The following is a 13,512-nucleotide window of genomic DNA, read 5'->3' on the forward strand; positions in this document are numbered from 1 at the left end:
CGTGGTGGAACATCATTTGTATTTCAAATGACAGATACTTATGATAGTTAAAGAAGATTTAAATAAAACCGTAATGAAATAGGTTAAAATTTAATAAAGTTCTAATGAGGAGCAGGTATTAAAAATCATGAAAAAAATTATGGTTGTTGGAGCATCTGGCGCTCTTGGTAAATTAGTTTGCATTGAGTTACTAAGAATATTTGAAAATAAAATAAATTTAATAGTAACAGATTATAAGACTACAAGAGGAAAGAAATTAGCAGACTCTTTTAACAGAGACGTTCAATTTCAATATTTAGATGTAAATGATGAAGAAAATGTAAAACAAGTAATTAAGAATGTTGATATTGTAGTAGTTGTATTAAAACAGATAATTCCTAATATCCAAAAATCATGTATCGAAAATAAGATATTATGTATAGATGTTACACCGTTTTATGACTTTATAGAGAAAGTAAATGAGCTAAATGAAAGTGCAGAAAAAAATGATATAGGATCGGTTATTATGTCAGGATTTTTCCCTGGATTATCAGGTTTAATGGTAAAAGAAGCTGTCTCAAATTTTCAAGAAGTAGAAGAAGTAAGCGTTGGATTATTACAAAATACGAATGCTAAAGCGGGAGTATCTGGGATTTTAGATATGTTAAAGATAATTGCTCAACCAATAAATTTTCAAAACAAAGTTATATCTGGATTTACTAAAAAAAGAAAAATGTATTTTCTTAATCACTATAAGGAAAAAGAAGTAAGGCTTATAGATCATTCAGAGAGAATTCTATTAAAAGACAAATTAACAACTAAGCCTATAAACTATTGGACTTCTTGGAATATTAATGCTTTCAATAAACAGGTGTCTTTACTAAGAAAAATAGGCTTCATTGGAATTATTCATAAGGTTAATAATAAATTTCTTTCTAAGCTAGTAAAACATAATCCTAATAAAAATGAAAATGCTTTTCTTACTGTTGAGGTAAAAGGAATAGTTGATAATAAAAAGAGGGTAAAAATATTATCTTTATCTACTTTTTCTGATTATCATACAACAGCAATGGTTACGGCATCATTAGCAAAAATTGCTCAACACAAAAACGTGAAAGGTGTAGTTTGTCCTTTTGAAGTAACAAGTTTAGATGAATTGTTATCCGTAATAAATTGCCCTAATATTGTAATCGATATGGATTCACACGATATTTAAAGCGGAGTAAAGAGTAAGCTTACGGTTTATATACGGCTGGGTTAGTGCCATCATTAGGAGGTAATTGCATGTCAAATGTCCGAATGTCTGTTTCGTCAACTGTCCAGCGAATAGCCGTTGTTACAGGAGCAAGCGGTGGTATGGGTAAAGCAACTGCTGCTCTGCTGGCTTCCGAGTATGGAATGAAGGTTTACTTGCTTGCGCGTAACGCGGAGAAAGGTCGATTAGCTGTTGAGTATGTGAACGGTCGAAGCGGTCGGAAGGATGCTGAGCTTGTGATTTGTGATCTAGCATCGCTGGACAGTGTTCGCAGAGCTGCTGCTGATCTTGCAGAGAGATGTCAGCATATTGATATACTGATTAACAATGCTGGTGTCGTCACCTTAAAACGAGAACAAACCAAGGAAGGCTTTGAGCAGCAGCTTGGAGTGAATCATCTTGGGCATTTTGTACTGACAGGATTGCTAATCCCTCTCTTGAAGCAAAGCCAAGCAGGCCGCATTATTATCGTCTCATCAGGGGCTCACAAAATAGGGCGCATGAATTATGAGGATATACATATGTCGAAGAAGTTCACGGTTTGGGCGGCATATGGTCGCTCCAAGCTTGCGAATATTTGGTTCATGAAGGAACTGGCGAATCGGTTGAAGAATACTTCGATTACGGTTAATGCCTTGCATCCCGGCGCAGTATCCACTCAGATCGGGGTTGACCGTCAAACTGGATTCGGTGCTTTTATTCATAAGCTACTTAAACCATTCTTTCTCACTCCAGAACAAGGGTCAGCGACTGCGCTGTATTTGGCAACCTCAAGTGATGTGGAAGGGAAGTCGGGACAGTATTATTTCAAACGTAAAGTAGCTCCGGTGTCACAGCGAGCTGGCTCATCTGAAGATGCTAAGCGATTCTGGGACTGGAGTGAACAAGCGACTCAGTACAGATATCATATAAATAACGATGCCACCAACTAGAGTGCTATCCTCAAGTATAAAGGGGGGTATAGGGAATTCATTATGGCAGCATTAATCTATCCAATCGTATCTTTATTCGTAGTAGCAATTGTGTTACTTGCCATATTGTCCATTGTATATAGGAGCTTAAGAAATGGGATATCTCCGATGCCTTCATCCTTTGCCGTTCGGCGAGTAGTGGTAGGTGAAATGAATCGAATCGGTAGCGGAGGTTCCGTGATAGAAGCAGGTTCTGGCTGGGGGACACTAGCATTTCATCTGACAAAAGCATGTCCTTCATGGCAGGTGAAAGGGATCGAGAATTCATGGATTCCATTAGGAGTATCTCAGCTCGTTAAAAGGTTACGTGTACACTCGAATGTTACTTTTAACAGAGGTGATATTTACACTTGCGCTTATCATAATGCAGATCTAGTCGTCTGCTACCTCTTTCCTGGGGCGATGCGAAAGTTAAGCCCATTACTTCGTGAGCAATTAAAACCGGGAGCGTATATGATCAGTGTTTGCTTTGTGCTTCCTGATTGGGAGCCTGAACGAGTCATTACTTGTCGGGATTTATACCAAACGAAGGTGTATGTGTACCGCCATATGTGAGGAGACGTAACGTATGTCAGAATCGATTCTACAATTTCTAGGAACCGGAGATGCAATGGGAGTTCCTCGGGTATATTGTGATTGTGAAATTTGCACGGAAGCACGTCGTACTGGCGTGAATCGGCGTTACCGCTCGTCAGTCCTATTACGTACGGATGAAGGTGATTTACTGATCGACTGCGGTCCTGATTGGCGCGTGCAAACAGAGGCTCTTCACATGCGAGGTATGGAGCGGGCGCTAATCACACATGCACATTTTGATCATATCGGAGGGTTACCCGAATGGGTGGATGCCTGCCGGTGGACGGGGAATACAGGGAGCATCTTTGCTCCACAAGAGGTACTCGCTATCATTAATGGACAATATCCTTGGTTAACCAATCATATGAAATATATAGCACTAGAATCACTTCAATCGCAAGAGGGGACGCTTTGCTTCGGTGGTTGGAGGATCACTTGGTGTAAGGTGTGCCATGGAAAGAATGGTTATTCGTATGCGTATCGTTTCACTCGAGATGCGTTCAGCTTTGCGTACTGCTCGGATGCGATTGATCTAAAATCGGAGCAGAAAGAATTCTTAATGGATTTGAACCTTCTTATTCTAGGGACAAGCTTCTACTATGAGGAAGCCGAGTTTGCATCACGTTCTGTGTACGATATGGTAGAGGCAGCGCAGCTTGTTGAAGAGCTAGGAGCTGAGCAAGTGATTTATACGCACATGGGACATGGGGTGGATCTGAATTATCCCTATCCATTACCGGAGAACGTTAAGCTAGCGATAACAGGGATGCAGGTAACTTTACCAACCAGGGATAAGACATAAGCTAATCATTTCTCCTGATTGGGAGGATGCTCTATTTACCATTGCTGATTCATTCCTAAATAGGATTTAAAGCGAGGGTGTATGAAGTTGAATTCACATACTAGTTGTTGAAAGGTGGTTGTTGTAGTGCCAAGTTGGGAAAATCGATTTGATGATGAAATGCTGACTAAAGCAGCTCATATCATTGGAATACAGAAGGAAGCGTTAAAGCATATTGGCGGCTTTGAAAATGTGATCTATGGTTTTGAACGTGAAGGTAGAGCTCTCATTCTGCGTGTCACGCATGACTCTCACCGTTCAGTTGAACTGATGGCCTCAGAGATGCATTTTATGGACTATCTGGCTAAGCATGGGGTACAAATCGCGAGCCCAGTTGCTTTTGATTCGGGTAATTTGATGGAGTGTATTTCTAGAGAGAATGAGACGTTCATTCTGACTTTATTCGTGAAAGCACCCGGTGGACATATTGATGCAAGACATAAGGATTGGGGACCACAGTTATTCGAGCAGTGGGGAGAAATCACGGGAACCATGCATGCTTTGGAGCAGAATTATGAGTTGCCAGAAGGCATGATCCCGAGACCACATCAGGATAAGATCGATTTCGATCTATCGAAGTTTAGTGAGATCGAGAAGATGGCTTACGAGAAGCTACTCCAAGTAGATGCGCAGATTAATGCACTTCCGCATGAAGCAGGTGCTTATGGCTTATGTCACCGCGACCTGCATCATGGAAATTTTCATGTACATAATGGGCAAATGATTGCCTTTGACTTCGACGATTGTGGGTATGATTATTTCTTGCAGGACATTGCGATGGCGGTCTATTATGGTTCAGTGTTTGGAAACCGCAGCATGCTGCAATACGACAAGGAGCGAATATCCGAACTAGCGAACGGGATTCTAACATCCTTCATGAAAGGATACAATCGTGAGTATCAATTGGATTCCAAGTGGCTCGTTCATCTGCCGTTATTCATTGAGAAGCGTCGTTTGGAGCTTTTCTTATTGCTATTTGAAGAGTTCGGTAATTCAGCCGATCAAGATAAGAAGGCATGGTTAGAGTACAATCTCCATGAGATTGAACAAGGGATTCCATGTATGGAGCTAGACATTCAATAATTAACTAGACACCCATGTAAACAATTAGACATTCAATAAGTAAACAGGGACTCAAGGAGCCTGCCCCCAAAGTAGAGTTATCTATTTTAAGGGGTAAGCTTCTTTTTTTGATGTAAGTTTTCTGCGCAAGTAGATCTTGCATGTTTCAGGCTAGGCATATATTTCTTCTACCACGCATCATCGTTTATCCACTCGAATTTTATCCATTTGCCAGCCCATATTAAAAATCTTAACTCTAGGATTGAGCGCGCTATTCTTTACACAAGTCATATCAGCCTCTCCATATTGGTTCATGAGAACTGGATATATGCTTGCATTGGGTAAGGAGGATTCTTCTGCTGCAGAAATCATAAGGTAGGTATTTTCATGTGAAATACTGTAAGTAATATCTCCTTCTAGGTAAAAATATGGCTCTCTACTTCGTAAAGCTTTATTCACTGCACTGAAAAATCGCTTCTTCTCGTTGGTATGTAAGGGTTCAATTTTGACCTTAACTGAAGCTGTGTCGATCATTTCGTCACCTCTATTACGAATATATGTTCTTATTGTATAGGATTATAGCAGGAGATTACAAGTGATATGTTAAATTACAGGTAGATGGATAGATTAAATAAGGTTGGTGCTAAAATGAAATCAATGACGATAACGAGAGAGCAATTACGGCAATTCCTAGTTACATACCATCATTTGACGGACGAGACAGCCTTAGATCAGAATCAGATCGTAGCGTATATCCGTAAGGTTGGCTGTATACAATACGATCCTCTTGATGTGGTAGGGAGAAATCCAGATCTCGTGCTTCAGGCTCGTTGCCCTACTTATCTCAAAGGTGATATTGATACCTTCTTATACAAGAATCGAAGTCTGTTTGATGTATGGGATAAGTGTATGTCCATCTGCACTGTTGAAGACTGGCCTTATTTTTCGAGATACCGACAAAAATTTCTATCCTGGTGTGAACAGTACAGCGAGGTCATACAGCAAATAACGAATGATTTACATGAGCATGAATCTGCTTGTTCATCTGACTTTGCTCTCGAAGAGAAGGTTAGCTGGCATTATGGCCCACAACGTCTTGCGAAGGCGGCACTAGAATGTATGTGCTATGCAGGGCTTGCTGTTGTTCATCATAAGAAGGGCACTCGCAGGTATTATGGTTTAGCAGAGCGACATATTCCGAGTCAACTATATACGGCTTCAGATCCTAACCAAACAAATGAAGCATACGAGCAATGGCTAGTGCTGAGGCGAATGAATAGTATTGGCGTGCTTTGGAACAGACCTAGTGATGCTTGGCTGGGTGTTAATAATTTTAAGAGTGAACAGCGTAAGAGAGCTTTCGTAGCCTTGCTTCAGGACGATAAGATTGCTGAATTGCAAGTAGATGGCTTAAAACACCCTGTATATATAGATCGGAAGAATATCCCGCTGTTAGAAGAGGTCATGCAGAAGAAACCCGAGTCCAGTGGGACAATCCGATTTCTTGCGCCTCTTGATAATCTGTTATGGGATCGTAAGTTTATCGCTGTGTTATTTGATTTTGATTACAAATGGGAAGTATATACACCAATCGAGTTAAGAAAATACGGCTATTATGTATTACCCATTTTGTGCGATGCTAAACTGATTGGACGAATTGAATTGAGTACGGATAAGAAAACGAAGACCTTAACATTGAAGTCTTTGTGGTGGGAGGACAGTGTTCAATCGCAAGATCTCTATCAAGACAGTCTTGTTCAAGCTATTCATAGATTAGCAAACTATAATCAATGTACAACTGTCGATTTGGGAGTCTAAGTGATCCTATTAATCCAGCCAGCCTTTATCGCGGGCGATCGTGATCGCCTCGATTCGGGTATGTGCGCCAACTCGGCTGATGGCCTCAGACATGTAATTGCGTACGGTGCCATGCGACAAGAATAGAGCTGCGCCAATGTCTTGGAGCGTCATCCCTTGTGCAGCGTAACGCAGCACCTCCCGCTCACGCGGAGATAGTGGACAGGGGTCATCCCAGACGGCGAGTGATAGCTCTGGGCTGATCACTCTCTTGCCTTCATATACTTGCCTGATGGCATCGGCTAATTGGTCACTTGTGCTTTCTTTTAATAGATATCCACCGATCCCGCTTGTCATCGCCCTTTGAAAATATCCCGGCCGCGCAAACGTGGTGAGTATTAGCACCTTGCAAGTTAACCCTAGCTTATTGACGGCTTCAGCAACGTCCAGTCCCGTTTTTAAAGGCATTTCTATATCGAGGATAGCAATGTCGGGCTCTTCCTTCTGAATAAGTGCGAGCGCCTCTTCCCCATTCTCGGCTTGTCCTACTACTTCTATATCGTCTTCCAGCGATAAAAGAGTTGCTAACGCGACTCTCAATAGCTTCTGATCTTCTCCAAGAATGACACGAATCATCCTGTTGCACCTATCCTTTCATTACGTATTGTTCGCGGAATATGTAATGTGAGCTTAGTTCCTTGGTCCGGCTCCGAATCTAGAGTCAAGTACCCATCCACGAGTGCAAGTCGTTGCTTGAGTCCAACGATTCCACTTCCGTTTGCCTGCTTCATACGTTCTTGATCGATTCCAGCCCCATCATCGGCAATCGTCAGCCGCACCAATCCGTCTTCAATTTCAAGCGTAGCGCTGCAATGAGTCGCACGGCTATGACGAACGACGTTTGTTAACGTCTCCCGAAAGCACATAGCAAGGATTGACTCCTGCAGTGGTGAAAGCGGCAAGCGTTCGAAACTGGAGGTGGGTGCACCGCTCCTTGTATCCTGATCGAAATCCGTTCCATAGCACGAATCTGTAATTTTAACTGAAATCCCTGCCGCTGCGCACAAGGCCTTGGCATGAGTATACTCATCATGCAACCTTACAACACGCATCGTTGTCACAAGCTCTCGCATTTGCTTAAGAGCAGCTCTTGCTGTTTCGCTTATCTCATGTGCTTCCTCAAGCGCTTTTTCTGGTGCACGCTTAATCAATTTACTCATTAAATCTCCCTTGAGAGAAATCAGAGACAACGTATGACCAAGTGTATCATGCAGCTCTTGCGCAATACGTTGACGCTCTTCCTGCTGTGCCATTCGTTCCAATTGCTCGGTCGCTGCCTTCAGCCGCTCAGCCATCTGCATCTGACTGCGGATGATAAACGGCATGATGCATATGCCAAACATTGGCGGTAATAAAATGAGCGGAAGCACCACACCCATTTTGGTATAAAGAGGGAAGGCAAGCACCACGCCCAAGACGGCAAAAATAACCGCGATTATACTTATAAATCGTAAACTTTGCCTGCTCAGCGGTAAAGCAATGAGAAATGCAATATAGGCATAGAAAGGATGGTAGAAAGTAATGAAAGCCAAAACAATCGCCAGTTGAATGATGATAAATAGCTGTACATACGCTTTTCTCCAGAATTGCTCTCGGTATACTACAATGAATACAAGCAGCAAAGCGAGCCCGATCCCAAGTTTCAGGGGTGGCTCGCGAAGAAGTAAGAATAAGGGTACTGATAGATTAGCAAGAGAGATGAGAGGTAAGAGGCCTTCATTTGCCGGAAATAATTTGTCTCGAATGGGTTTCATTTACACTGCTTCCCGTCGATTTAGTATGTATCCCGATAATACCATAAACACGATTCCACAGCCGAGAAGAATTGCCCAATCGAGCGATACTGGCGCACTTCCGCTTAACATATTCCACGCACCATGCGCGTAACGGTAAGATGGTAGCCATACTCCGATTTGCTGAATCCAGTTAGGCAGTCCTTGAAGCGGCATCCAGAGGCCACCGAGAATGGCAAGTGCCATCTGCAGGACATTCGCTATAGCGACGACCGCATCAGCATTTTTCATCGTACCAAGCAAAGCGCCGATTGCTAGAAACGGCAAGCTACCGAGCCATAACCATAAGCCGCATAGGACCCACTCTGTTAATGTCATATCCAATTCATAAGCAAGGTGTGCAGCAGAGAAAATAACGAGAATCGTAAGAAGGTGAACACCCATGTGTGCAATCATTTTGCTGCCAATCCAGATGGATGACTTAAGTGGAGTTAACTTGAGCAGACGAACCCAACCATCGCGACGCTCATAAGAAATACGGATTCCGAATTGGCTCATTGCTGTGCTGATCAAGCTGAATGCCGTCATCGACATTAAGGAATATTGGGCATACGTTGTGGATTCAATCGTTTTATTGGCACCGCTTAAACTTGCGAATAAGAAGTAGAAAGCAAGCGGCATTAAGATCGAGAATAGTAGGAAAAAAGGGCTGCGTATAATACGTAAGCTTTCGGCTTTTGTTTGGCTAATTAACATGTTCATATTCATGGTGAATTCCTCCTGGAATGATGTTTTAGTTAGTTTAATAAGTTTTATTTGGTTTACTTGATTATTTCGTAAGTGACCGGAATGCATCTTCGAAATTAGCTGCGTGGACTTCGATATCGGATACGCCCCAGTCCTGCTGCAATAAGAGAGTAAGTAGTTCATCTGTTTGTTTCACATGTAAGCAGATACGGGATTGAAGCATCTCCACTTTCTCAACACCTGGTAGCTTACGTAATTCATCTTCTTGAGGTGGGTGTATGGCTTGGAACGATACGGTACGAAGTGCGCTTTGTTTCTTCAAATCTTGCGGAGTTCCTTCAGCTACGATTCGACCGCCTGCGATAATGCTGATATGATCAGCAACTGCATCTGCCTCATGCAAATCATGTGTCGTGAGCAATACAGAGCGTCCATTAGCTGCCAATGCCCGAATCGTGTCCCAGAAGCGTATTCTCGCCTCGACATCCATTCCCACCGTTGGTTCATCAAGCACGATCAGCTCAGGATTGCCAATTAAACTTTGAGCAAAAGCAAGTCTGCGACGCTGCCCACCAGAGAGCGTGGATGCACGACGCTTAGCTTCTGAGTGAAGACCGGAAATGTCTAGAAGCTGCTCTAAGGACATTGGATTCGCATAATAGCTACGGAACAATTTCAGTACTTCCACCACTGTTAATCCGTCGGCTGCCTTTACCTCCTGCATCAATGCCCCTACACGCTGCCGTAATTCACTTGTTCCTGCAGGCTTGCCAAGCACGCTAATTTCACCAGAGGTTGGCTTAATTAAGCCAAGAATCATCGATATTGTAGTCGTTTTACCTGCTCCGTTTGGGCCAAGTAATGCGCTTATTTTTCCTGCTTCAAACTTCAAATTTATTTGATCAACAGCTCGGTAGCTGCCAAATTGCTTCACTACGTTCTTAGCTTCGATTATGAATGTCATGGCTCATCATCCTTATTTGTTATGGTGTGTTTCACTTGTTATGTCCTTATTGTAGGGGATGAGCGCAACTGTCAGTTAGTCGTCAATGTCACCTGTTTCCTATGACAAATGTCAGAAAGTCATGATAAGAAATGATTTCATCTAACAAAAAGAGGCGATTCAGCAACCTCATTAGGTTCCTAATCGCCTCTATTTATAAGCTTCGTCGATGGTTATTGTTATGATAATGCCTGCCTAGCTTAGTGTAGAATCATAGCTTTGTCGTATCATGAATAGGTCGTGAACCTAAAAAGAAGTATAATAAGAAGTATCAGCCAAATTATACACAATAAAAGGGGTTCACATATGAGTGGAAGTAGCTTTAAAGACTATAAATTAAGTGAAGAAATCATTCGAGCGTTAGATAGCTTGGGTTATGATAAGCCGACAGACGTACAAAGTAAAGTGATACCGATTGCACTAGAAGAGCGAGATCTTACCGTTAAAGCCAGAACAGGAAGCGGTAAAACAGCAGCCTTCGGGATTCCGCTTTGTGAACTGGTCGATTGGGAAGAGAACAAACCGCAAGCCTTAATCTTAACACCGACACGTGAGCTTGCTGATCAAGTGAAAGCAGATATCACGAATATCGGGAGATTTAAACGGATTAAAGCAACTGCTGTCTATGGCAAAAGTCCGTTTGCGAAGCAAAAAGCTGAATTGAAGCAAAAGAGTCATGTTGTCGTTGGTACACCAGGCCGTGTGCTCGACCATATTGAGAAGGGGACGCTGCAACTAGATCGGTTAAAGTATCTTGTCATTGATGAAGCTGATGAGATGCTCCGTATGGGATTCATCGATCAAGTAGGCGCAATTATTGATGAGCTACCTAGAGATCGCATGACCATGTTGTTCTCCGCGACACTGCCTGAAGACGTAGAGAGATTATGTCATCGGTATATGAATGATCCTCTCGATATTGAGATCAAAACAGAGGAAAGAAAGACCGATCAGATCGAACATTCTCTTTATGTGGTTCGAGAAAATGATAAACTGGGTCTTTTTAAAGACATAACGATCATAGAGAATCCGGACAGCTGCATTGTTTTCTGCCGAACGCAAGAACATGTAGAAACTTTATATAAAGAATTGAATCAATTGGGTTATCCTTGTGACAAAATCCATGGGGGCATGATGCAGGACGATCGATTCCGCGTAATGAATGAGTTCAAAAGAGGGGAATTCCGCTTCCTTATCGCAACTGATGTAGCAGCGAGAGGTATTGATGTGGACAATATAACCCATGTCATCAACTACGATCTTCCTCTTGAGAGAGAAAGCTATGTACACCGGATCGGAAGAACGGGTCGCGCTGGCAAAACAGGCAAGGCGATCAGCTTTGTCACACCGCATGAAGATAGATTTCTGGCTGATATTGAGGCTTATATTGGTTTTGAAATCCGCAGAGATGAGTTCCCTTCAAGAGAAGAGGTTTCCGGCGCTAAGCCTGCCTTTGAAAAGAAAATGAAGGTTCAGCCCGTTCTCAAGAAGGATAAGAATGAAGAGCTGAACAAGGAAATCATGAAGCTCTATTTTAATGGTGGCAAGAAAAAGAAAATAAGAGCCGTAGATTTTGTAGGTACGATTGCTAAAATTGATGGTGTATCGGCAGAGGATATTGGGATTATTACAATCCAGGATAACGTCTCTTACGTGGATATTCTTAACGGCAAAGGCCCGCTTGTCATCAAGGTCATGAAGCAAACGACGATCAAAGGTAAGCTGTTAAAGGTACATCAAGCGAATGAGCAATAGAATATTTGCGATAGGGGATATGGTCCTCTGTCAAGAAAGTGGACACTCCGATAGTGTAAATTAGCTGCTCTTCATATAAAAAGGTCAACCAGTGATTACTGGTTGACCTTTGTTAGGTTAATTCGCCTATAACATAGCGTTTTCGCTGCTATTAAGCAATGATATAAAATAGAAGCTCTTGTCCATTCTTTTCTGGCTCTTTAGCAAGTGTATAGCCATGTTTAACGACTTCTTCTGGTACGTTAATGAATGCTGCGGGGCAGTCTGCTATAACTTGTAGCAGTTGGCCTTTTTGCATATCCTTCAAGGTTTCGAGCGTATAGATAACTGGATAGGGACAAGGTTCTCCTCTAAGATCTAATGTGAAATCAATTGACATTCTTGTTAACCCCTTTCTTAAATCCGACTCCGAATCGGTAATTCTTTTGCCAATACACGGCGACTGCATAGCTTAATCCTAACAGACCCAAGGTTAATAGAATAGCCCCTGTAGGTCCCATAGTTGTGATTAGATTGATCGGTTTACCACTCTTAACAAGTAGGTTGAAGACACCAAGATGATCCCAAGCATAAGCAAGTGCAGTAGCGCCCAAGATGTTACCCATAAATACAGGTAGGAAGATAACTTGACCTTCCATTAGTCGGTACATCATACCTGTCTCACAGCCACCAGCTAGTACAATACCGATACCAAACAGAATACCACCGACTAGTGTACTTGGAGCAGCAATTTTGGTAATCGGATCGATTCCATATGCCAATATAACAATAATCGTCGCAACGGAGCTGATTGCCATACCAAGCGTGATTGCTTTGGTCATCGTAGCTCTACCGCTGATCCATAAATCACGGAATGCAGATGTGAAACAGATTTGTCCTCTTTCGATCAAAATACCAAAGGCTGCGCCGAATATAGCAGCAACGCCCAGCATGTTTTGACCAGTAGAGAAGAAGTAAATAATAAGACCTGCATAAGCGATTGCAACGACAGTGCCAATATACGGCTGAATCTTTCTTGGCTTGCTGGCGCGTACCGCTGTATTTCCTTTTTGTAAAACAGGCTTACCTTTCCACCATCTGGTATTCACTACTTTAACACCCAAATAGGTACCAATCGCAGTCGCGACAATGAAAATCCAAGCATGTAGTGAAAATTGTGGAACGCCAGTGAAGAAAGCAGCTAAGTTACAGCCTAAAGCCATCCTTGCCCCCAAACCAGCGATGATGCCGCCAATAAATCCTTGTACGTAACGACGTTTTTGTCTCGGGACTCTAATCTTAAAATTATTGCTAAATAGAATCATCACTAGTGCGCCGATAAACATTCCCCATACGATCCAGCCATCGGTTCTAGTTAATGTCGATCCATTCATGCCCACTAGCTTAAAATAAGCCCAATCCGAAATATCTACCCCAAAGAGTTGTAGGATATGACCTCCAAGACGAGTGAATTCGCCTGTCACAGCCCATACGGTATGGGTAATACCAAAATATAAAGCAGAGAGTATACCGGCAATACCCATGGCGATATATGGGCTCCAGTAGTGGGTAAATAGTTTACTTACTTTGAATTTCATCTTTCTTAACCCCTTACGTTAATCATGATAGCAAATAGAATTAGACTTGGTTGTGACTAAACAGCCACTGTTTACTCGCCTGTAAATTGTCCTTATTCATATTACTATAATCCGTTAGATAATAGGGATATATATATTTTGGTTATCGCTGAACCA

Annotated in this window: 14 protein-coding genes; 7 read left to right on the forward strand and 7 right to left on the reverse strand. The window is 42.3% G+C overall.

What is annotated here, in order from left to right; genetic code table 11:
- Positions 1-127 precede the first annotated feature (127 nt).
- The 5 genes from AC1DOK_RS03815 to AC1DOK_RS03835 all read left to right on the forward strand — a co-directional run bounded on the left by AC1DOK_RS03815 (position 128) and on the right by AC1DOK_RS03835 (position 4,705).
- Complete coding sequence (locus tag AC1DOK_RS03815) at positions 128-1,195, forward strand: saccharopine dehydrogenase NADP-binding domain-containing protein (protein WP_477552902.1); 1,068 nt, start codon at positions 128-130, stop codon at positions 1,193-1,195.
- A 68-nt stretch (positions 1,196-1,263) separates the two neighbouring features.
- Entirely contained in the window at positions 1,264-2,166 is a 903-nt protein-coding gene (locus AC1DOK_RS03820) for an SDR family oxidoreductase (protein ID WP_477552903.1), read from the forward strand.
- A 42-nt stretch (positions 2,167-2,208) separates the two neighbouring features.
- Entirely contained in the window at positions 2,209-2,760 is a 552-nt protein-coding gene (locus tag AC1DOK_RS03825) for a class I SAM-dependent methyltransferase (RefSeq protein ID WP_477552904.1), read from the forward strand.
- A gap of 13 nt (positions 2,761-2,773) precedes the next feature.
- The gene (locus AC1DOK_RS03830) at positions 2,774-3,583 is read left to right on the forward strand and encodes an MBL fold metallo-hydrolase (protein WP_477552905.1); all 810 of its coding nucleotides are present in this window, start codon (positions 2,774-2,776) and stop codon (positions 3,581-3,583) included.
- A 126-nt stretch (positions 3,584-3,709) separates the two neighbouring features.
- A complete protein-coding gene (locus AC1DOK_RS03835; protein ID WP_477552906.1) occupies positions 3,710-4,705 on the forward strand; it encodes a phosphotransferase enzyme family protein in 996 nt (331 codons plus the stop codon).
- A 177-nt stretch (positions 4,706-4,882) separates the two neighbouring features.
- Here the strand turns inward: AC1DOK_RS03835 and AC1DOK_RS03840 are convergent, their stop codons facing one another.
- Positions 4,883-5,218, reverse strand: a complete 336-nt coding sequence (locus tag AC1DOK_RS03840; RefSeq protein WP_477552907.1) for a hypothetical protein — start codon at positions 5,216-5,218, stop codon at positions 4,883-4,885.
- An 84-nt stretch (positions 5,219-5,302) separates the two neighbouring features.
- Between AC1DOK_RS03840 and AC1DOK_RS03845 the strand changes: the two genes are divergently transcribed.
- Positions 5,303-6,502, forward strand: coding sequence for a DNA glycosylase AlkZ-like family protein (locus AC1DOK_RS03845; protein WP_477552908.1), 1,200 nt, complete (start codon positions 5,303-5,305; stop codon positions 6,500-6,502).
- A gap of 9 nt (positions 6,503-6,511) precedes the next feature.
- Here the strand turns inward: AC1DOK_RS03845 and AC1DOK_RS03850 are convergent, their stop codons facing one another.
- The 4 genes from AC1DOK_RS03850 to AC1DOK_RS03865 form a co-directional block, all read right to left on the reverse strand.
- The gene (locus AC1DOK_RS03850; protein ID WP_477552909.1) at positions 6,512-7,117 is read right to left on the reverse strand and encodes a response regulator transcription factor; all 606 of its coding nucleotides are present in this window, start codon (positions 7,115-7,117) and stop codon (positions 6,512-6,514) included.
- Complete coding sequence (locus AC1DOK_RS03855) at positions 7,114-8,295, reverse strand: histidine kinase (protein WP_477552910.1); 1,182 nt, start codon at positions 8,293-8,295, stop codon at positions 7,114-7,116. Before AC1DOK_RS03855 ends, AC1DOK_RS03850 begins: the two co-directional genes overlap by 4 nt.
- The gene (locus tag AC1DOK_RS03860) at positions 8,296-9,042 is read right to left on the reverse strand and encodes an ABC transporter permease (protein WP_477552911.1); all 747 of its coding nucleotides are present in this window, start codon (positions 9,040-9,042) and stop codon (positions 8,296-8,298) included.
- A 61-nt stretch (positions 9,043-9,103) separates the two neighbouring features.
- The gene (locus AC1DOK_RS03865; RefSeq protein WP_477552912.1) at positions 9,104-9,985 is read right to left on the reverse strand and encodes an ABC transporter ATP-binding protein; all 882 of its coding nucleotides are present in this window, start codon (positions 9,983-9,985) and stop codon (positions 9,104-9,106) included.
- A 345-nt stretch (positions 9,986-10,330) separates the two neighbouring features.
- On the opposite strand from AC1DOK_RS03865, the gene AC1DOK_RS03870 reads away from it, so the two are divergent.
- Positions 10,331-11,779 (forward strand): DEAD/DEAH box helicase, encoded by a 1,449-nt coding sequence (locus AC1DOK_RS03870; RefSeq protein WP_477552913.1) that lies wholly within the window; start codon positions 10,331-10,333, stop codon positions 11,777-11,779.
- 151 nt (positions 11,780-11,930) lie between these two features.
- On the opposite strand, the gene yedF is transcribed toward AC1DOK_RS03870, so the two are convergent.
- Positions 11,931-12,158: a sulfurtransferase-like selenium metabolism protein YedF gene (yedF, locus tag AC1DOK_RS03875; RefSeq protein ID WP_477552914.1), complete on the reverse strand. Its 228-nt coding sequence runs from the start codon at positions 12,156-12,158 to the stop codon at positions 11,931-11,933.
- Positions 12,148-13,356: a selenium metabolism membrane protein YedE/FdhT gene (yedE, locus tag AC1DOK_RS03880; protein WP_477552915.1), complete on the reverse strand. Its 1,209-nt coding sequence runs from the start codon at positions 13,354-13,356 to the stop codon at positions 12,148-12,150. Before yedE ends, yedF begins: the two co-directional genes overlap by 11 nt.
- Between the last annotated feature and the right edge of the window lie 156 nt (positions 13,357-13,512).

The organism is Paenibacillus sp. P5_B5 (assembly GCF_056400365.1).

What these genes read in the sequence shown, in the direction of transcription:
- AC1DOK_RS03815 (WP_477552902.1), top strand. Translation starts at nt 128, where the DNA reads ATGAAAAAAATTATGGTTGTTGGAGCATCTGGCGCTCTTGGTAAATTA.
- AC1DOK_RS03820 (WP_477552903.1), top strand. Translation starts at nt 1,264, where the DNA reads ATGTCAAATGTCCGAATGTCTGTTTCGTCAACTGTCCAGCGAATAGCC.
- AC1DOK_RS03825 (WP_477552904.1), top strand. Translation starts at nt 2,209, where the DNA reads ATGGCAGCATTAATCTATCCAATCGTATCTTTATTCGTAGTAGCAATT.
- AC1DOK_RS03830 (WP_477552905.1), top strand. Translation starts at nt 2,774, where the DNA reads ATGTCAGAATCGATTCTACAATTTCTAGGAACCGGAGATGCAATGGGA.
- AC1DOK_RS03840 (WP_477552907.1), bottom strand. Translation starts at nt 5,218, where the DNA reads ATGATCGACACAGCTTCAGTTAAGGTCAAAATTGAACCCTTACATACC.
- AC1DOK_RS03845 (WP_477552908.1), top strand. Translation starts at nt 5,303, where the DNA reads ATGGATAGATTAAATAAGGTTGGTGCTAAAATGAAATCAATGACGATA.
- AC1DOK_RS03850 (WP_477552909.1), bottom strand. Translation starts at nt 7,117, where the DNA reads ATGATTCGTGTCATTCTTGGAGAAGATCAGAAGCTATTGAGAGTCGCG.
- AC1DOK_RS03855 (WP_477552910.1), bottom strand. Translation starts at nt 8,295, where the DNA reads ATGAAACCCATTCGAGACAAATTATTTCCGGCAAATGAAGGCCTCTTA.
- AC1DOK_RS03860 (WP_477552911.1), bottom strand. Translation starts at nt 9,042, where the DNA reads ATGAATATGAACATGTTAATTAGCCAAACAAAAGCCGAAAGCTTACGT.
- AC1DOK_RS03865 (WP_477552912.1), bottom strand. Translation starts at nt 9,985, where the DNA reads ATGACATTCATAATCGAAGCTAAGAACGTAGTGAAGCAATTTGGCAGC.
- AC1DOK_RS03870 (WP_477552913.1), top strand. Translation starts at nt 10,331, where the DNA reads ATGAGTGGAAGTAGCTTTAAAGACTATAAATTAAGTGAAGAAATCATT.
- yedF (WP_477552914.1), bottom strand. Translation starts at nt 12,158, where the DNA reads ATGTCAATTGATTTCACATTAGATCTTAGAGGAGAACCTTGTCCCTAT.
- yedE (WP_477552915.1), bottom strand. Translation starts at nt 13,356, where the DNA reads ATGAAATTCAAAGTAAGTAAACTATTTACCCACTACTGGAGCCCATAT.